The following is a 17,886-nucleotide window of genomic DNA, read 5'->3' on the forward strand; positions in this document are numbered from 1 at the left end:
GTCTTTTAATGCTAAAATTAAGGCGTTTAGAGCTGCTTTAAGAGGAGTAACGGATATAAAATTCTTTCTTTTCAGACTTACAAAGCTGTATGCTTAATCCCCCAGGTTTATCGGGTGAGCCCATCTTATTCGTCTGTCATTTTGACACGCAAAAAAAGCATGACCTAATTGAATAGATCATGCTCTTATTTCTTTTTTTACTTAAGTACGCAGGATGAGACTTGAACTCACACGCCGTAACCGGCACTACCCCCTCAAAGTAGCGTGTCTACCAATTCCACCACCTGCGCATTTTAGGAAGGGTGCCCAGAACAGGACTCGAACCTGCACGATCGCAAAACCACTCGCACCTGAAACGAGCGCGTCTACCAATTCCGCCACCTGGGCAATCAATACGAGAAAGAGCGGAAGACGGGACTCGAACCCGCGACCCTAACCTTGGCAAGGTTATGCTCTACCAACTGAGCTACTTCCGCATATACAACCGCTTTGTTCTCGATTGCGAGTGCAAAGGTAGTGATTTCATTGAAACCACCAAGCCTTTGCGTTACTTTTTTATTGGATTTTTTTGACCAATTCCGTAAATAGTTGTGTCATAACAGATGCTGCTTTATTAGCCGCTACGATAACATCGGCACCATCATTTACAAAGTCGTCAGCGAAGTGATAACCTTCGTTCGTGATGACAGACATACCGAATACACGCAAGCCCGCATGACGTGCCACGATTACTTCCGGTACCGTACTCATGCCGATCGCATCTCCCCCGACTTTTCCATAGAAAGCGTACTCGGAAGGAGTCTCGAAGGAAGGGCCTGTCAAACCTACATATACACCTTTCTTTAACGGGATAGATCGGGAGGCGGCTATTTCTTCCACATAGCGGATAAATTCACGATCATAAGCACGGGTCATATCCGGGAAACGAGTGCCGAAATCCTCATTGTTCGGACCGATCAGCGGGTTCGGCATCATATTGATATGATCCCGGATGATCATCAGATCACCTACCTTGAACGTATTATTGATACCTCCGGCGGCGTTCGAGACCAAAAGGTTCTTGATTCCTAAGAGCTTCATTACACGTACGGGAAAAGTGACCTGTTGCATTGTGTAGCCCTCATAGTAATGAAAACGGCCTTGCATAGCCAAGACTTGCTTATCCCCTAGTTTGCCACAAATAAAATTCCCCTTATGCCCGGTAGCGGTAGATTTCATAAAATGTGGGATCTCCGCATAAGGTATCACTATAGGATCTGTTATTTGATCGGCTAAAGAGCCTAAGCCACTACCAAGGATAATGGCGGTCTCCGGGTTACCTTCGATCCGGCTAGCTAAATAGGCGGCCGCTTCCCGATATTGTTCGGTTTTAATCATTTCCATATTTAATCAATTTAACGTTTCATCAAGTTATAAGCTATCTCTGTCGCTTTCTCCATAATCTCGTCCTCTCCCGGTACCTTCTTATTCTCCATCAATATTTTACCATCACAGATAACGGTATCCACGCAACTGCCGTTGGCGGCGTATACAAGATTTGAGACGAAATTGAAGTTCGGGGTAAAAGCGGGGGTGTTGAGATCTATCAAACATAGATCGGCTAAATACCCTTCCTTGATCTGCCCGGCTTTTAAACCGAACATAGCGGCTCCTTCCGCAGTAGCGGCTTGCAGCATCTCATTTGCGGTCAAGGCTTCGGGATCCTTTCGCCAAGCTTTTCCTAACAGGGAAGCCAGCTTCATCGCCTCGATCATATCCAAGTTATTGGAAGAGGAACAACCGTCCGTTCCCAATCCCACGGTAATACCCAATTGGCGCATTTCCTTAAACTTAAAATGAATACCGGAAGCCAGTTTCATGTTTGAGGCCGGGTTATGTACGACTTTCACCTCGTGATCGGCCAACATGCGAAGCTCGTCATCATCGATGTAAATTCCGTGAGCGATAATCAAACGTGGAGAAAGCACACCTAACTTATATAAATAACGTACAGGAGTGAGTCCGAATCTATCGAGAGAGTCTTTCACTTCCCCCTCTGTCTCTGCTAGATGCAGATGGATCGGGATTTGATGTTCCATAGCGAACCGATGCGCCCATTTCAGAAGCTCACCGGAAACGGTATAGATGGCGTGCGGCCCGATCGAGAAGCGAACCCGTTTGCTGTAGTTATCCACATCTTGGATCAGTCGCTCGTTATGGCGTTTGCATTTCTCCGCCTCTTCTTTATCAAAACCATCGAAGCAAACGCCGGCTATGATACCTCGCAATCCCATCTCCTCCGTCACATCGGCCGTGACACGAGGGCGTTGATACATGTCGAAGAAAGTGGTCGTGCCACTTTTTATCATTTCCAAGCACGCTAATTTCGCTCCCCAATATACATCCTCACGGGTCATTTTCGTCTCATTCGGCCAGATCTTTTGCTCAAGCCATGGCATAAGCGGCATATCATCGCCGAAGCCGCGGAACAAAGTCATGGCAGCATGTGTATGAGCGTTCACGAAACCGGGAATGACGGCTTTACGGCTACCATCCAGTATCTTATCGGCAGGAAAAGACAAGCCCTCTCCTATTTGCTTGATCTCTTTTCCTTCGATATAGATATCAATCGTCCTATCGTTAAACAGAACATTCTTTATTAATATACTCATCTTCTTCCTTCTTATTTATATAAACGGTAGAATTCCGCTACCGACTCGATTCCCTTGAAGAAGATATCCAACTCCTGACTCTCGTTGGGCGAATGGATCGCGTTTTGCTCCAAGCCGAATCCCATCAGTACGGTCTTGATACCTAATACCTGCTCGAATGTAGAGATAATAGGAATGCTACCTCCGCGACGAACCGCCAACGGTTTCTTCCCGAATGCGATGCCAACAGCCTTTTCTGCCGCTTGATAAGCTGGCAAGTCTATCGGACAAACATATCCTTGCCCGCCATGGCTGGGCGTAACTTTCACTTTAACATAAGGTGGGGTCACACGAGCTATATACTCCTCAAACATTTGGGAGATCTTGGCATGATCTTGGTGTGGAACCAAACGAGTGGAAACCTTGGCATAAGCCTTTGAAGGCAATACAGTTTTGCTTCCTTCCCCCGTATATCCGCCCCAAATACCACAGATATCGAAAGAAGGCCGACAACTATTACGTTCTAGCGTAGAATAGCCTTTCTCTCCGAAAAGAGCGTCTACCCCGATCGCTTTCTTATATTTTTCCTCGTCGAATGGGATTTGGGCGATCATCTCCCGTTCTGCGGGAGATACATCCTCCACGTCGTCATAAAAACCCGGGATCGTGATGCGTCCATCCACGTCGGTGATATCTGCCATCAATTTGCAAAGTACATTGATCGGATTCGCTACGGCTCCGCCAAAATGACCGGAATGCAAATCGCGGTTCGGTCCGGTTACTTCTATTTCCCAGTAAGCCAAACCACGTAAGCCTGTCGTGAGCGACGGTGTTTCAGCGCTGACCATGCTTGTATCGGAAACGAGGATTACATCCGCTTTCAATAATTCTTTATGTTCCCGGCAAAAATCTTCCAAGCTAGGAGAACCTATCTCCTCCTCTCCTTCGAAAATAAACTTCACGTTACACTGTAACAAGCCTTCTTTAATCGCTGTCTCAAAACCTTTTACTTGAATCATACCCTGTCCCTTATCATCGTCTGCTCCACGGGCCCAAATGCGTCCGTCCCGGATCACCGGCTCGAAAGGTTCACTCTTCCACAATTCCAAAGGTTCGGCGGGCATCACGTCGTAATGAGCGTAAACCAATACGGTCGGAGCATTGGGAGATACCATTTTCTCGGCGTATACGACAGGATTGCCTTTCGTAGGCATTACCTCGGCCTTATCCGCACCAGAAGACAACAGCACCTCAGTCCAACGCTGGGCACATGTCAACATGTCCGGCTTATTCTCATGCTTGGCGCTGATTGACGGAATGCGGATTAAAGAGAACAATTCCTCAAGAAAACGATCCTTATTGGATTCGATATAAGATTTTACTGACATAGCGTTTTATTTTATCAAGTTTATAAATTGTAGCAAATATAACGAAACAGATGGGGATTGCAAGGAGTTTTATGGTATTTTAGCCGTGTTACTACAATAGGCGTGCAGTAACACGGCAAGGCGGGTTGCAGTATACGAAAGAGTTTCATCCCATGATCCATTTAGCTCGTTCACCTAATATACGGTACATGAACCAAGTAAACGCCCATGAGATTATGAAAATCAAAAGTGCCATTATGGGTACTTGCAAAGGTATCGGTAAATCAAACTTCCCGATCAAGATAAAGATCGGACCTACGACAAAATAATGTACGATATAGATTCCGAAACCATATTTGGATATTTTCGATAGTTTTTTAGCTATGAGAGTATTATGAATACGTACCTTTTGAAGAAGAATAAATACAGCTGCCGTCATTAAGACTACATTCGGACTACAGAAGGTGAAAAATAACTCCATATCCAATTCTGTTGCCTCGGGATTCGCTGCGGCCGAACTGAATCCACAATAGGTTATGGCATAACCAACCACAAACATGGCTGCGCAAATAGCGAAGGTTTTCCAAATATTCCAATTATTACCTTGTTTTAAGTAATGTCCTAATAGGAGATATCCGTTGAATCCTGCGAAATAATAAAACATGCCGAATTGATTCCACGTCGCTTCCCCGTATAAATATTTGCTGATATAGGCAGACATATAAGGCAAGAAAAGAGATACGAACCATATCCCTAAATAGACCCTCTCTTTGGAACGATCCGCCTTCTCGATCCATGCGGAGAAGAATGGCATATACAGATACAATCCGATGAGTAAATAAATATACCACATATGGTTTTCCTTAAAACTGAAATTGAACGGGATCATGGCGATGTCTTTCAATGCGTCGGATAAGGATTGTGACTCATTTCCTTGCACATAGCAGAAAAACTCACCGATTATCTCTTTCGGCAAACCTAATAGCCCTGTAACCCAAGGGAATATATTGTATAATACAGACCATATCAAAAAAGGAAATAATACCCTATATATTCTCTTTTTATAGAAAACACCTAAAGATTGTTCCCGTATAGGCAATAGTAAAAGTCCCGTCATCATAACGAAAAGAGGAACGGAGGGCCGTAAAAGAGAGCCGTAAACAGCGGCCCAATGTTTATATTCCGGTAAACTTCCGAGTGTAGGTGAGATATAAAAAGGATCTATACAATGTACTCCGATAACCATCAGCATAGCTACGGTTCGTATTACATCGAGCCACACGATATGTGACTGTGTTGTTGCGTTGTTCATGGATTTATGTGTTAAATTTAAAAGATGGGTGACAAAGATAGAGCTTAGTATGAGAATTTTGTTTATCTTTATTGTTAATTTATTGTATTAAGTATTATGGTCAAACGAATTATCATTATCGGCGCTACCTCCGGTATCGGCTATGAGGTTGCTAAGATTTATTGGAAACGAGGATATCAACTGGGATTGGCTGGTCGTCGGGTTGATCGGTTGGAGGAGTTTCGTAAGCAAGATCCGGAGCATATCCAGATAAAGCAGTTGGACGTGACCGCCGAGGATGCCGCTGATCGTTTAGACGAATTAATCCGTGATTTGGGAGGAATGGACATCTTCCTGCTTAGTTCAGGGATCGGCAACCAGAATAAATACTTAGATACTTCCATTGAACAAGCTACGATACAGACGAATGTGACAGGCTTTACACGTATGGTACTAGCGGCCTATCGTTATTTTTCCAGTCAAGGTGGCGGGCATATATCTGTAATCAGCTCTATTGCCGGAACCAAAGGATTAGGTGTCGCTCCCTCCTACTCGGCTACCAAACGATACCAAAATATTTATATAGACGCTTTAGCCCAACTTTCCCGTATGGAGAAACAGCCTATTACATTTACGGATATCCGTCCGGGATTTGTCCGTACGGATTTATTGAAAGACGGCAGGAATTATCCTATGCTGATGTCTCCCCAATACGCCGCCTTGCGTATCGCTAACGCTATAGACCGGAAAAAGAGAAGGGCGATCATCGATTGGAGATACGCTATCCTTGTCTTTCTCTGGAGACTGATCCCTGAATGGCTTTGGGAACGGCTGCCAATACGGAATTAGGATCGGATATGTTAGAGGTTCATCTTTTTTGCTTCTACATTAGATTTTCTCTTGTGTCGGGAGCATGCTGAAGGACCGCACCGACTATCTGGCAACTATCCAATTCATCACAATCGCCACATGTATTAAAGCCTTTTCCGGATACACATTTGCGTATTTCACAATAATCACTGCAATACGCAAATTTCACTCCGTCCGTACGACACCCCATACAGTTTATAGTTGCGGCTGTAATTTCGGGCGCATTGTTCATGGCACTCCACTTTTGGGCGGTTTTTTCTCTTAGCTCATTATCATTCTTAACTGTGGCTATGCGGGCATCGCAACTTTCGCAATCTAATCCGCAACAGGCTATCAATTGTTTCATTATTTAGTTGTCTATTTATTTTCTTGTTTGTTTCTGTCCTTGCTTTTACTTTTCGGCAAACATAATAAAAATTCCTACCTTTGCGCCCAATTACTAATTTTTTAATCTATACAGATGGGTTTATTTATTAAGAAGCCTTTAGCGGATTTGATGACCGAGGCAAATGATTCGGGCAGTAAATCGCTGAAGCGTATCCTTGGCCCGTGGAGTTTGATCGCCTTAGGTGTCGGTGTTATTATCGGTGCCGGATTGTTCTCCATTACGGGTGCGGTGGCCGCCGGGTATACGGGGCCTGCCATTACTTTATCTTTCGCTATCGCCGCCTTAGGCTGTTGTTTCGCCGGGTTATGTTACGCCGAGTTCGCATCCATGATCCCGGTGGCAGGTAGCGCATATACCTATTCGTATGCCACGATGGGTGAGTTGGTCGCTTGGATTATCGGTTGGGATTTGGTGCTCGAGTATTGCGTGGCCGCTACGACCGTTAGCATAAGTTGGAGTCGGTATTTGGTCGTTTTTCTGGAAGGATTCGGAGTACATTTACCGCAAGCCTTGACGGCTTGCCCTTGGGATGGCGGTATCGTGAATATCCCGGCTTTCGTGATCGTGGTGTTAATGAGTATTTTGTTGATACGAGGGACGGAAGGAAGTTCTATCTTCAATGGGATTATCGTATTCTTGAAAGTCTCCGTAGTCTTGGTGTTCGTAGTCTTGGGATGGAAATATATCCGTATGGAGAATTATACGCCTTATATACCCGCTAATACGGGGACCCTAGGCGAGTTCGGTTTCTCCGGTATCCTACGAGGGGCGGCTATCGTATTCTTTGCTTTCCTCGGTTTCGACGCTGTAAGTACGGCGGCGCAGGAAACCAAGAACCCGAAACGGAATATGCCGATCGGGATCTTGATGTCATTAGTGGTTTGTACTATATTATATATGTTGTTTGCCCACGTGATGACCGGAGTCGTACATTACTCAGCGTTTGCTGGCCAGAATGGAATCGCTCCTGTGGCAATAGCTATCGATCATATGGGGCAAATGGATGCTTCTGGTGTGATTCGTCCGGATTACCCTTGGATGAACCGGGCGATCGTAATAGCTATTTTACTGGGGTATTGCTCGGTTATCATGGTAACGTTATTAGGACAGAGTCGTGTATTCTTGAGTATGAGCCGGGATGGGCTGCTCCCTCCCCTATTTTCCCATATCCATGAGAAATTCCGCACGCCGGCACGAAGTAATTTCCTGTTTATGTTATTGGTCGGTGCATTGGCAGCTTTCGTTCCGGCGAGCGTAGCGGGCGAGATGTGTAGTATCGGGACTTTGTTCGCTTTTACGCTAGTTTGCGCCGGGGTATTGATTGTCCGTAAGACAATGCCGGACGCTCCCCGATCTTTCAAGACCCCGTTGGTTCCGTTCGTGCCTATCGCCGGTATCATAACTTGTCTGGTAATGATGCTTTTTCTCCCGGCTGATACATGGATTCGTTTGGTATTATGGATGTTAATCGGTCTGGATATATATGTCTGCTATGGAATCAAACATAGCAAACTGGAACATATGCAGAAACATCGCTCGGGACAGACCACATTGGATATGATCGGTATTACCCTATCCGTGCTTTGCGTGATCACGGGGCTTTGGCACCAGCAAACCGTGGGATGGGGCGAGAGCAAAATCTTATTGATTATCTCATTCGTATTCGCTTTTACGCATCTAGCTTTCTATCTTTACAGACTCGGGAAGCAGTTTACGAGCCTTACCCGTTAGCGATTCAGCACGATTAGTCTCGATGGCTCACGCGACTAGTCCCGATGGTCAATACCAGTAGTGGTGAAGGCTTATGCGAGTAGTCGCGTTGACCTTCACCACTACTGGCGTACTATACCACTTCCTTTGATACGATTTATCGGATTCTAGCTCTTAAAAGTAAGCCTCTTATTCATCATAAAATTAACGGCTCCGTAAACGAAAAGTCCAAGGAACTGACCCAGATATTCATTTAGATCGATCACCTCCACCATTAAAAGCAAGAATATGAATTGAGTAGCGTAAGCGCAACCAAAAGCGATTAGGAATAAAGGAATCTCCTTCCAGAAATTACCTTTTCCGGAAGAAAATACCCAGTATTTACTCCAAAAGAAGTTATTCACCAAGGCAGCCACATATCCAGCCATGTTCGACCACAAGTAATTACAATCCAGAATATCCATTAATATCCAGATTACCAATGCGGTGATCAAAGCGTTAGAAGAACCTACAATGGCGAAACGAAGAATACGAACAGATTCCTTCATGCTGTTAATTATACGTTTCGAATGACAAATATACGGGTTTATTTCTATATTTGTGCTGTACTTTTGATCAAGTATGTAACATTCTTAAAACAATTATGAGTATGATTAGACTAAATGTATTTATTCAAGTAAGTGAGGAGAATCGTCCAGCCGCATTGGAGACAGCGAAAGAATTGGTTGAAAAGTCTTTGAAAGACAATGGCTGTATAGCTTATGATATTTTCGAGAGCTCTACTCGTAGTGATGTATTGATGATTTGTGAGACGTGGAAAGACGCTGAATCCTTATCAGCTCACGAAAAAGCTGAGCATTTCGTAACGTTGGTTCCTAAATTGCAAGGATTAGGTGCGATGAAACTTGAGAAATTTACATTTTAAGGGTTTTATGTAGGATATTATTATCAGCCTGAGCATGCTAAAAAATCATAGTTATGAATCCTTCAACTTATAACTATGAATGAAAGAAAACATAACTATGATTTTTTTAGTGTTATCGCTCGTTGATTGAGATATATTCCCTATCGTCCAAAACGTTCTTGTAAGCCGGACGGATGATGCGTTTTCCGTCAAAGTTCAACTCCTCGATACGGTGAGCGGTCCAACCCACGATTCGGGCCATGGCGAATAAGGGCGTATAGATTTCCTGTGGCAAACCGATCATCTCATAAACGAATCCGGAATAGAAGTCCACGTTCGAGGAAACCCGTTTCTTAGTTCCTTTATGCTTGGCGAAACATTCGATCGCTCTTTCCTCTAATAACTCAAGGAAGGCGAATTCCTCAGAGCGACCTTTCTCTTTTGCCAGATCACGAGCCAGTTCCTTTAATACGACCGCACGGGGATCGGAAATCGTATAGACCGCATGGCCGATACCATAGATCAAGCCTGTCTTGTTATAAGCCTCTTTGTTAAGCATCCGCATGAAATAAGTATCGATCTCGTCCACGTTCTTCCAATCCGCGATATTCTCTTTTAAATGATGGAACATATCTACTACCTGAATATTGGCGCCTCCGTGCAACGGGCCTTTCAATGAGCCGATACCAGCTGCGATAGATGAGTACGTATCCGTTCCCGTAGAACTAGTGACGCGTACCGTGAACGTAGAGTTATTACCACCACCATGTTCTGCTTGCAATACCAAGAGCAAATCCAACGTACGTGCGTCCAGATCCGTGAAATCACGTTTCAGCATGTGAAGGAAATTTTCTGCGATCGATAAGTTCTCGTGCGGATGACGGATGTGTAAAGAACGCCCCTGTGTGCTATGACGATAAATATTGTAGGCATAAGCGATAATCGTCGGGAACTTAGAGATCAATTCAATAGATTGGCGCATTAAGTTATCTCGGGAGGTGTCGTCCGGGTTTGCGTCGAAGGTATACATCTCCAATACGCTACGAGCCAATATATTCATGATGTTCTGTCCTTCCAGATCCAGAATATTCATCTTGGTCTTTTGCTCCAAGGGCATATTATCGTTCAACAGTTCTTTAAAGGCTGATAATTCCTCTTTATCGGGGAGTTTACCAGAAAGTAATAAATAAGCCACTTCCTCAAAACCGAACCGTTTTTCCTTGATGAAATCACGCGCTAAATCCTCTACGTCGTAACCTCTATAGAATAACTTACCGGGGATCGCTTTAAGACCGCCCTCTGGCAAGCGTTCGTATCCTACTACATTACCGACTTGGGTCAATCCTACTAACACGCCGCTACCATCCTCGTTACGAAGGCCACGTTTCACATTATACATCGGGAAAAGTTCGTTGTCAATCTTGCAAGCCTCTCTGGCAGCCTCGGACAATTTGTAAATTAAATATTCTTTCTTCAACATGACTATACTAATTTAATTGTTTCGATAATAGAGATGATACGATCACCAAATTCTTTGGTGCCGAGAGATTTGCCATTCGGCATAAAACGAGCCAAGTCATGAGTGGCCTCTCCAGCGGAGAAAGCTTGCTCCATAGCGGATGTAATCAGGTTAGCTGCATCACTCCATCCCATATATTCCAGCATCATCACGGATGATAATAATAAGGAAGAGGGGTTTACGAGATTCTTTCCCGCGATATTCGGAGCGGTTCCATGTGTTGCCTCGAAGATCGCATGACCACTGTTATAGTTGATATTAGCGCCGGGAGCAATGCCAATGCCACCTACCATTGCCGCTAATTGATCGGAGATATAATCGCCGTTCAGGTTCAAGGTAGCGATCACGGAATATTCTTCCGGAATTAATAGAGTGTTTTGCAAGAAAGCATCGGCTATGACATCCTTGATAATGATTTTACCGGCCTTTGAAGCTTCCACTAAGGCGGTATTGGCCGCTTCCTCGCCTTGCTCTTTCTTGATCTTCTCATATTGAGGCCATGTGAAAGTGAGATCCGCAAACTCCCGTTCCGCTAAAGCGTATCCCCATAGTTTGAAACCACCTTCCGTGAATTTCATGATGTTACCTTTGTGTACCAAAGTCACGCTCGGTAACTGATGCAATATCGCGTATTCGATAGCGGCACGCACCAGACGCTCCGTACCTTCCACAGAAACCGGCTTGATGCCGAAAGAGGAAGTTTCCGGGAAACGTATTTTCTTCACTCCCATTTCCTCGGTGAGGAACTTCAATAACTTTTGTGCCTCCGGAGTCCCTTGTTGCCATTCGATTCCGGCATAGATATCTTCTGTATTCTCACGGAAGATATACATATTCACTTTTTGCGGCTCCTTTACCGGAGATACGACTCCTTTAAACCAACGAACCGGACGGAGACAAACATATAAATCCAACGTCTGACGGAGGGCCACATTTAATGAACGGATACCTCCACCAATCGGAGTTGTCAACGGTCCCTTAATACCGACGATGTATTCACGGAATGCTTCCATAGTCTCATCGGGAAGCCAACTTCCGGTTTGCTTAAACGCCTTTTCGCCGGCTAAGACCTCTTTCCATTCAATGGAACGGGTTCCGTTGTAAGCTTGCTTGATGGCAGCGTTTACTATCTTTTGGCTAACGGGAGTGATCTCATGCCCCACGCCATCTCCTTCAATATAAGGGATCGTCACGTGATCCGGAACGAAAATATGATTACCTTTCTTTGTTATCTTACTCATGATATCAAGATTTTTTTGTTTGTCTTAGTGAGCTGTATTTAAAGCGGAACCCGCCTTGAACCATTTAATTTGTAAATCATTATACGTATGGTTAACCGGGAATGATTCTTGCGTACCATCCGCATGAAGAAGAACGGCCGTCAACGGTTTGCCCGGCTGAAAATCTTTCAATCCGATGATCGAGATATGGTCATTCTCACGGATCTTGCTATAATCCTCCTTATCGGCGAAAGTCAGTGCTAACATTCCTTGTTTCTTCAAGTTTGTTTCGTGGATACGGGCGAAACTCTTGGCTAGGATCACTTTTACATTTAGGAAGCGAGGCTCCATGGCTGCATGTTCCCGGGAAGAGCCTTCACCATAGTTTTCTTCCGCTACGACGATCGAGGAAATACCATTTGCCTTGTATTGTTTCGCTACGGCAGAAACTGCTTCATATTCATTGTTCAGTTGATTCAATACAGAGTTTGTCTTCCCATTGAAAGCGTTTACGGCTCCCATCAACATATTATCCGATATATTTTCCAAATGCCCACGGAAACGTAACCATGGACCGGCCATCGAGATATGATCCGTCGTACATTTACCTTCAGCCTTGATAAGAAGGGGCATATTCGTGAAATCCTCTCCGTTCCAAGGAGCGAAAGGCTTTAATACCTGTAGGCGATTGGATTCCGGATCGATGTTCACCACTACGTTCTTACCCGTAGGTGCCAGATAGCCGTTATCCTTTACCTCGAAACCTTTCGGCGGAAAATCCGTGCCTTTCGGTTCTTTCAGTTTCACAACCTTACCATCCTCTGTCTTCAAGGTATCGGTCAAAGGATTGAAACATAGATCACCTGCGATGGTCAAGGCTAGTGTCAGTTCCGGAGAAGCGACAAAAGCATGTGTATTCGGATTACCGTCCGCACGTTTAGCGAAGTTACGATTGAATGATGTAACGATCGAATTCTTACGGGTATTATCATCCGTATGACGTTTCCATTGTCCGATACAAGGACCACAGGCATTCGCCATAATGGTTGCGCCAATCCGTTCAAAATCACCGATAATACCATCTCTTTCCGCCGTATAACGGATTTGCTCGGAACCCGGGTTGATGATCAAGGGTGCCGCTACCGGTATTTTATCCTCATAAGCTTGGCGAGCAATGGATGCCGCACGGCTTAGATCTTGATAAGAAGAGTTGGTACAGGAACCGATTAATCCGACCTCCATCTTTCGGGGATAGCCATTCGCTTTTACTTTTGCGGCAAACTCCGAGATAGGCGTAGCTGCATCCGGCGTGAACGGACCGTTAATATGCGGCTCCAATTCGGAAAGGTTAATAACGATTACACGATCGTAAAACTTATCTGGCTCGGCACGAACGTCCATATCCGCTTCCAGATATTCACCAATAGCTTCGGCCCAGCTCGCTACCTCGTCACGTCCCGTGGCACGAAGATATTGAGCCATTGTATTATCGAATGGGAATAAAGAAGTAGTCGCTCCTACCTCGGCACCCATATTACAGATCGTAGCTTTTCCGGTCGCCGAGATGGAGGCGGTGCCCGGACCGAAATACTCGATGATAGCGTTCGTTCCACCTTTTACGGTTAAAATGCCCGCTAGCTTAAGAATCACGTCCTTCGGCGAGGCCCAACCATTCAAACTACCAGTTAACTTAACACCAATTAGTTTCGGCATCTTCAGTTCCCATTCCATTCCGGTCATGACATCCACGGCGTCGGCTCCTCCTACTCCGATAGCGACCATTCCAAGTCCTCCGGCATTCGGGGTATGTGAATCAGTTCCTACCATCATACCGCCGGGAAACGCATAATTTTCCAATACCACTTGATGGATAATGCCTGCTCCGGGTTTCCAAAAACCGATTCCATATTTATCGGAGACCGATTTCAAGAAATCATAGACCTCGCTATTGCTCTTGGTAGCCGTATCGATATCCGTCTTGGCTCCCATATTCGCTTGGATCAAATGGTCGCAATGCACGGTAGCCGGTACTGCGGATTTTTCTTTTCCGGCGTTCATGAATTGTAAAAGCGCCATCTGAGCGGTGGCATCTTGCATAGCCACACGGTCGGGACGGAAATTCACATAATCCTCACCTCTTTTGAAAAGGCGAGTCGAGCTTTCATCGTATAGATGCGCATATAAGATTTTCTCGGCCAAGGTCATCGGGCGACCACCGATACGTTCGCGGGCTGTGTCCACTCTTCTGGGGAAATTCGCATAGAAATTTCTAAGCATGTCAATGTCGTACACCATATTCATATTCGTTTTTTATTGTAAGCCTTTTCGCAAATATATTTATCTATAACCAGCTAAAATGTAATAAATAAGACATCTGCCAATGAGTCTTTGTTTTTATTATCAACAAATATATAATATAATGAAATACAATTTGTTCGATAATTTCTATGAGGTTATAGAGGTTATTTATAATCTCCCGGATAACTTAGAAAAACGGGCTAATCGCACGTTTATTAATAAAACGTACCATTAGCCCGTTTTGTTCAAGCCTTGGAGCTGTTTTTTCTACTTATCGAGACTTTCTTTCCATCTTTGAGCATAACTATGTAAAATAGATGCGATACCCTCTCCAATCCGGACATAATCTTCCCGTTTAAGGTTGGCTAAAGATGCGCGGATAGACCACTCGGGAGCATCAAAACCTCCTCCGTTCAGTAAAACCAAGGAAGTTTCCTGTGCCAGACGGAAAACGACATCCAGAGGTTCGTAATTCTTTTTTAGATATTCCACGAAATCATCCCCATAGAATTTCTTAGCCCAGACAAGCATATCGATCTCACTATAGTATCCCGCACGCAAAGGGTCGTCCAATAAGGTGAATCCGGTGCTTTCCCACAATGTGTGTAAACGCTCGTGGATCATATCCTGCATCCTTTTCTTATAGGTATTTTCCGCATCTAATAGAGCGAAAGACGCAAACAGAGACATTTGTGTTTGTTGTGGCAAGGAAAGACCGGCCGTATGATTCAAGGCTACTTGACGGCTATCGGCTACCATACGATCAATAAAGCGGATATCCTCGGGATGTAAGGATAGACTGCTATATCGTTTTTTTAGAAGCTCCTGTTTATCTCTTGGCAATTCACGGATCATCCGGTCGTAAATATTATCTTGATGTAAAGCGATTACCGCCAATCTCCATCCGGTTGCCCCGAAATATTTGGAGAAAGAATAGACACATAACGTATTCTTTGGTAATTCGGCCATCATCGAGCGAAAATGCGGAATAAATGTCGCATACACATCATCCGTAATAATCATAAGGTTGGGATTGTCGTTCCGTACGATCTCAACGATCCTATTCATCAATGCTTTTGTCAATCCGTATGAAGGCGGGTTGCTCGGGTTTGTTATGAAAGCGGCTTTCACGCTAGGATCTTTCAGGACATCTAAATCCTTTTCTTGATATTGCCACGTGTGATAGCCGTCTTTTGTCATCTTCAAGGCTTTTATCTCTATGACATTAAAAAGATAACGAGCCTGTTCCGGAATCTCTATATAAGGAGTGAATACCGGAGCGAAGAGAATGATCTTGTCTCCCTTATTCAACAAGAAATTCTGCTGCAAGGAATCGAAGATATAACACATGGCGGCAGTTCCGCCCTCGGTAGCGAAAAGGTCGAATATTCCCTCAGGGGGCTGGTTATCACATAATTCTTGGTCTAAATAATCCCGCACGAGCATTTCCGTATATTTCAAGATACGATCGGGAACCGGATATTGATCACCAATGACACCTTCCGCCCATTCGTATACAAGCTCATTCTCATCTACACCTTTTTCCGTGACCAGATATTCATAGGTACCCTTCAATAAAGTAGCGCCGGGAGATTGCGCATGTTTCTTTAGAAACTGTACGAAGCGAGACGCGATCCTTTTGCGGTTGGGAACCCCTGCGGCTCCGGCCATCTCATCTGCCAATTCGGTTTCCCGCTGGCATTCCTCCAAGGCGAACTGCCCTAATAGGAAGAATGCCTCCCGTGGAACCGTACTGATCCAGTTTGGATTTCCCCTTCCTGCGTTCAGCATGATGTGCGTACTTTTACGAGCGCTCTCATCCGCTAACTCTATCAAGATGTTCTTTAGCTCGAAAGGGCTAATCTCCGACATCTTTTTCTCATATTCTCTCGTGACATGTATTTTCTTCTTGTCCATACATTATATATATTACATGATTAGCACAATAACGACACCCCAGATGATTAATAAAGTATTACCCACCGCATAGGTAACGGTATAGCCTAAGGCTGGAGTCTCACTTCCTACGGCATCTTCCACCGCTCCTAATGCGGCAGTTGTCGTACGTGAACCCGCCGTACAACCTAAAGTAATAGCCGGGTGGAACTTAAAAACGTAACGTCCCATCAGAATACCGATGATAAGCGGGATAGATGTCGCTAAAGCACCGATAATAAATAAACTTATACCGACTTCCTTCAATCCGGTCACGAAACTGGGACCCGCCGTGATACCGACTACGGCGATAAACATATTCAATCCCAAATTATTTAATATCCAGACGGAAGGCTCCGGAATACGCCCGAAGGTCGGATGCTTAGAACGAAGCCATCCAAAGACGAGCCCGGCTATCAAAGCACCTCCACTCGTACTTAGGCTAATCGGGACACCCCCGAAATGAATCGCGAGCGAACCTAAAATTCCCCCTAAGAAAATACCGATACCCACGAAAATCAAATCGGTCTGATTGGTTGGGCGATCGGGATATCCTAAAGCCGTCGCCGCTTTATTTACCTCTGATTTCATGCCTACCAATTCCAGCATATCACCGGAATCTATCACCGTAGCGGCCAAGACCGGGATATTGATACCCGCACGCCTTACGGACTTGATGCTAACACCATGCATGAACGATTGATTGCGTAAATAGCAGATCTTTTTCCCCACGTATTCCTTATGGATCACTAGTACGGGTAACGTCTCTGCCGGAAAATCGAGCAATTCAATGTCATTGACCTCGTCGCCAATCCAGTTCTCCTCTCCGATCACGAATTCCCGGCGACCGCTTAGGACAACCTCATTTCCGGTATGTAAAACCAAATCCGGTTTAACATCGGTTACTACATTATTAATACGGACACGCTCCACGAACAAATGCCGTCCCAATTGGTCTAAATACACCTCCAACTGCTTTACGCTTTTGCCATCCTTGAACCATTCATTACTAATCTTATAGGCCCGGAAAGTTACCGGACGGGCGGCAGGCATAAAGCCCGGTTGCTCGCTCTCGTCGTTATTTCCCATTTTAGCCTCTAGCTCTTTACACGCTTTTTTCACGTAGTCGAGTCCTCCTAAAAGACGTGGCCCGATATCACTCACTAACCATGCGGATCCTGCCGTACCGAAAATATAAGTTACCGCATAGGCCACGGGCATTACATTTACCATAGCACTTTTATCCGTATCGCTAATATTCATCTGTCCGATCGTATCTTCGGCAACTCCTAATACTGCCGACATCGTCTGGGAGCCCGCCAATAATCCTGCGGCCTCGCCTGCGTTATATCCCATAAGTTTCGCTAACAAAAAAGGAGCGATCAAACAAAATATACACATGACGGCGGCGAAAAGCATTTGAGGAAGACCTTCCTTTTTCAATCCCCGGAAGAACTGTGGCCCAACGCTATATCCTACAGCGAAGAGGAACATCAAGAAAAAGACGGACTTTAACGGTCCGCTTATATCGATTTTTAATTGCCCGATCAATACACCGACCAATAATACGCTGGTAACCGTTCCCAGCGTGAACTTCTTTATCTTAAACTTGCCAATCCAGAAACCGAGAGCTAAGGTTATGAAAATAGCTAGCTCCGGATAATGTTGAAGTAAATTAGTTATCCATTCCATATCTATTTATTTGATGTTAAACAAAAAAGATGCTATTGGAACAGGGATTCTTTGAAAGATGT

The 17,886-nt window shown here is 44.8% G+C and carries 14 protein-coding genes and 3 tRNA genes; 3 read left to right on the forward strand and 14 right to left on the reverse strand.

All coding sequences use genetic code 11. The features are described 5' to 3' along the window. Positions 1-206: 206 nt before the first annotated feature. The 7 genes from NBH16_RS15560 to NBH16_RS15590 all read right to left on the reverse strand — a co-directional run bounded on the left by NBH16_RS15560 (position 207) and on the right by NBH16_RS15590 (position 5,309). A tRNA-Leu gene (locus tag NBH16_RS15560) sits at positions 207-290 on the reverse strand. Positions 291-303: 13 nt separating this feature from the next. Further along, positions 304-387: transfer RNA gene (locus NBH16_RS15565), tRNA-Leu, on the reverse strand. Positions 388-403: 16 nt separating this feature from the next. Next, positions 404-476, reverse strand: a tRNA-Gly gene (locus tag NBH16_RS15570). A 79-nt stretch (positions 477-555) separates the two neighbouring features. Further along, positions 556-1,383 carry a purine nucleoside phosphorylase I, inosine and guanosine-specific gene (locus NBH16_RS15575; protein WP_005862304.1) on the reverse strand — a complete coding sequence of 276 codons (828 nt, stop codon included), beginning with the start codon at positions 1,381-1,383 and terminating at the stop codon, positions 556-558. An 11-nt stretch (positions 1,384-1,394) separates the two neighbouring features. Beyond that, complete coding sequence (locus tag NBH16_RS15580) at positions 1,395-2,651, reverse strand: amidohydrolase (RefSeq protein WP_250788854.1); 1,257 nt, start codon at positions 2,649-2,651, stop codon at positions 1,395-1,397. An 11-nt stretch (positions 2,652-2,662) separates the two neighbouring features. Beyond that, the gene (locus NBH16_RS15585) at positions 2,663-4,018 is read right to left on the reverse strand and encodes a dipeptidase (protein ID WP_009017450.1); all 1,356 of its coding nucleotides are present in this window, start codon (positions 4,016-4,018) and stop codon (positions 2,663-2,665) included. A gap of 145 nt (positions 4,019-4,163) precedes the next feature. Further along, entirely contained in the window at positions 4,164-5,309 is a 1,146-nt protein-coding gene (locus tag NBH16_RS15590) for an acyltransferase (RefSeq protein WP_008772162.1), read from the reverse strand. A gap of 96 nt (positions 5,310-5,405) precedes the next feature. Between NBH16_RS15590 and NBH16_RS15595 the strand changes: the two genes are divergently transcribed. Next, entirely contained in the window at positions 5,406-6,137 is a 732-nt protein-coding gene (locus NBH16_RS15595; protein ID WP_057326247.1) for an SDR family NAD(P)-dependent oxidoreductase, read from the forward strand. A 34-nt stretch (positions 6,138-6,171) separates the two neighbouring features. On the opposite strand, the gene NBH16_RS15600 is transcribed toward NBH16_RS15595, so the two are convergent. Then, positions 6,172-6,504 carry a DUF3795 domain-containing protein gene (locus NBH16_RS15600; RefSeq protein WP_048927295.1) on the reverse strand — a complete coding sequence of 111 codons (333 nt, stop codon included), beginning with the start codon at positions 6,502-6,504 and terminating at the stop codon, positions 6,172-6,174. A gap of 114 nt (positions 6,505-6,618) precedes the next feature. Between NBH16_RS15600 and NBH16_RS15605 the strand changes: the two genes are divergently transcribed. After that, positions 6,619-8,277: an amino acid permease gene (locus tag NBH16_RS15605; protein ID WP_005862312.1), complete on the forward strand. Its 1,659-nt coding sequence runs from the start codon at positions 6,619-6,621 to the stop codon at positions 8,275-8,277. 146 nt (positions 8,278-8,423) lie between these two features. Here the strand turns inward: NBH16_RS15605 and NBH16_RS15610 are convergent, their stop codons facing one another. Next, positions 8,424-8,804: a GtrA family protein gene (locus tag NBH16_RS15610; protein ID WP_005856979.1), complete on the reverse strand. Its 381-nt coding sequence runs from the start codon at positions 8,802-8,804 to the stop codon at positions 8,424-8,426. Between the two features lie 101 nt (positions 8,805-8,905). Here NBH16_RS15610 and NBH16_RS15615 point away from each other — a divergent pair, with 101 nt between their 5' ends. Further along, a complete protein-coding gene (locus tag NBH16_RS15615) occupies positions 8,906-9,181 on the forward strand; it encodes a putative quinol monooxygenase (protein WP_005856980.1) in 276 nt (91 codons plus the stop codon). A gap of 112 nt (positions 9,182-9,293) precedes the next feature. On the opposite strand, the gene NBH16_RS15620 is transcribed toward NBH16_RS15615, so the two are convergent. The 5 genes from NBH16_RS15620 to aspT form a co-directional block, all read right to left on the reverse strand. Next, entirely contained in the window at positions 9,294-10,637 is a 1,344-nt protein-coding gene (locus NBH16_RS15620) for a citrate/2-methylcitrate synthase (protein ID WP_008772165.1), read from the reverse strand. A 5-nt stretch (positions 10,638-10,642) separates the two neighbouring features. Then, complete coding sequence (gene icd / locus NBH16_RS15625; protein ID WP_005856984.1) at positions 10,643-11,920, reverse strand: NADP-dependent isocitrate dehydrogenase; 1,278 nt, start codon at positions 11,918-11,920, stop codon at positions 10,643-10,645. A gap of 24 nt (positions 11,921-11,944) precedes the next feature. After that, on the reverse strand, positions 11,945-14,194 hold the full coding sequence (locus tag NBH16_RS15630; protein WP_048927482.1) for an aconitate hydratase: 2,250 nt from the start codon (positions 14,192-14,194) through the stop codon (positions 11,945-11,947). 270 nt (positions 14,195-14,464) lie between these two features. Next, positions 14,465-16,114, reverse strand: coding sequence for a bifunctional aspartate transaminase/aspartate 4-decarboxylase (locus NBH16_RS15635; protein ID WP_008779874.1), 1,650 nt, complete (start codon positions 16,112-16,114; stop codon positions 14,465-14,467). 12 nt (positions 16,115-16,126) lie between these two features. Further along, positions 16,127-17,824: an aspartate-alanine antiporter gene (gene aspT / locus NBH16_RS15640; RefSeq protein ID WP_036610880.1), complete on the reverse strand. Its 1,698-nt coding sequence runs from the start codon at positions 17,822-17,824 to the stop codon at positions 16,127-16,129. Between the last annotated feature and the right edge of the window lie 62 nt (positions 17,825-17,886).

This window comes from Parabacteroides sp. Y3-G-102, assembly GCF_023656845.1.
GTDB lineage: Bacteria > Bacteroidota > Bacteroidia > Bacteroidales > Tannerellaceae > Parabacteroides > Parabacteroides distasonis.

Excerpts from the sequence above, each read along its gene's own strand:
- NBH16_RS15585 (WP_009017450.1), bottom strand. The coding sequence starts at position 4,018 with ATGTCAGTAAAATCTTATATCGAATCCAATAAGGATCGTTTTCTTGAG.
- NBH16_RS15635 (WP_008779874.1), bottom strand. The coding sequence starts at position 16,114 with ATGGACAAGAAGAAAATACATGTCACGAGAGAATATGAGAAAAAGATG.
- NBH16_RS15605 (WP_005862312.1), top strand. The coding sequence starts at position 6,619 with ATGGGTTTATTTATTAAGAAGCCTTTAGCGGATTTGATGACCGAGGCA.
- NBH16_RS15600 (WP_048927295.1), bottom strand. The coding sequence starts at position 6,504 with ATGAAACAATTGATAGCCTGTTGCGGATTAGATTGCGAAAGTTGCGAT.
- NBH16_RS15595 (WP_057326247.1), top strand. The coding sequence starts at position 5,406 with ATGGTCAAACGAATTATCATTATCGGCGCTACCTCCGGTATCGGCTAT.
- icd (WP_005856984.1), bottom strand. The coding sequence starts at position 11,920 with ATGAGTAAGATAACAAAGAAAGGTAATCATATTTTCGTTCCGGATCAC.
- NBH16_RS15590 (WP_008772162.1), bottom strand. The coding sequence starts at position 5,309 with ATGAACAACGCAACAACACAGTCACATATCGTGTGGCTCGATGTAATA.
- NBH16_RS15615 (WP_005856980.1), top strand. The coding sequence starts at position 8,906 with ATGATTAGACTAAATGTATTTATTCAAGTAAGTGAGGAGAATCGTCCA.
- aspT (WP_036610880.1), bottom strand. The coding sequence starts at position 17,824 with ATGGAATGGATAACTAATTTACTTCAACATTATCCGGAGCTAGCTATT.
- NBH16_RS15575 (WP_005862304.1), bottom strand. The coding sequence starts at position 1,383 with ATGGAAATGATTAAAACCGAACAATATCGGGAAGCGGCCGCCTATTTA.
- NBH16_RS15580 (WP_250788854.1), bottom strand. The coding sequence starts at position 2,651 with ATGAGTATATTAATAAAGAATGTTCTGTTTAACGATAGGACGATTGAT.
- NBH16_RS15610 (WP_005856979.1), bottom strand. The coding sequence starts at position 8,804 with ATGAAGGAATCTGTTCGTATTCTTCGTTTCGCCATTGTAGGTTCTTCT.
- NBH16_RS15630 (WP_048927482.1), bottom strand. The coding sequence starts at position 14,194 with ATGGTGTACGACATTGACATGCTTAGAAATTTCTATGCGAATTTCCCC.